Annotated in this window: 1 pseudogene; it reads left to right on the top strand. The window is 53.7% G+C overall.

Annotated elements, in window-relative coordinates:
• Positions 1 to 101 precede the first annotated feature (101 nt).
• A pseudogene (locus BEN48_RS17925) lies at positions 102 to 278 on the top strand (hypothetical protein); the annotation flags it as partial.
• Positions 279 to 434 lie beyond the last annotated feature (156 nt).

Genomic DNA, 434 nt, shown 5'->3' with positions numbered 1-434 from the left:
TTCATTCAGCACCACCCTTCGCCGCTTGCCATATCTGCTAAGTAACTGCTGCCCAAACAAACCAACGGCATCTTTTTCATCCCTCTCATCAGCAACATCGCCGCGAGCTGGAAGACGTGGTATCGCGCAAGCCATCGGCTTCGCCGGCCACCGGCTACAACAAAGTGCACGTGAAGGAGCAGAAGGACGTGGTAGCCCGCGCCTTCGATAAACCCCGCGAAGCCGTAGCCAGCGAGGCAATCGAGGAAGCAACTGCCACTGCCAAAAAGCAGGATTAAGTCACAGATGTCGCAGATAAAAGGGATGCCCCTGGTTTATCCCTTTGTCGCTTCCACTTCATTCAGCACCACCCTTCGCCGCTTGCCATATCTGCTAAGTAACTGCTGCCCAAACAAACCAACGGCATCTTTTTCATCCCTCTCATCAGCAACATC

This window comes from Hymenobacter glacialis (genome assembly GCF_001816165.1).
Classification (GTDB): Bacteria; Bacteroidota; Bacteroidia; order Cytophagales; family Hymenobacteraceae; genus Hymenobacter; species Hymenobacter glacialis.
Note: the sequence above shows the minus strand (reverse complement) of the source record. Positions and strands in the feature narration are given on the sequence as shown.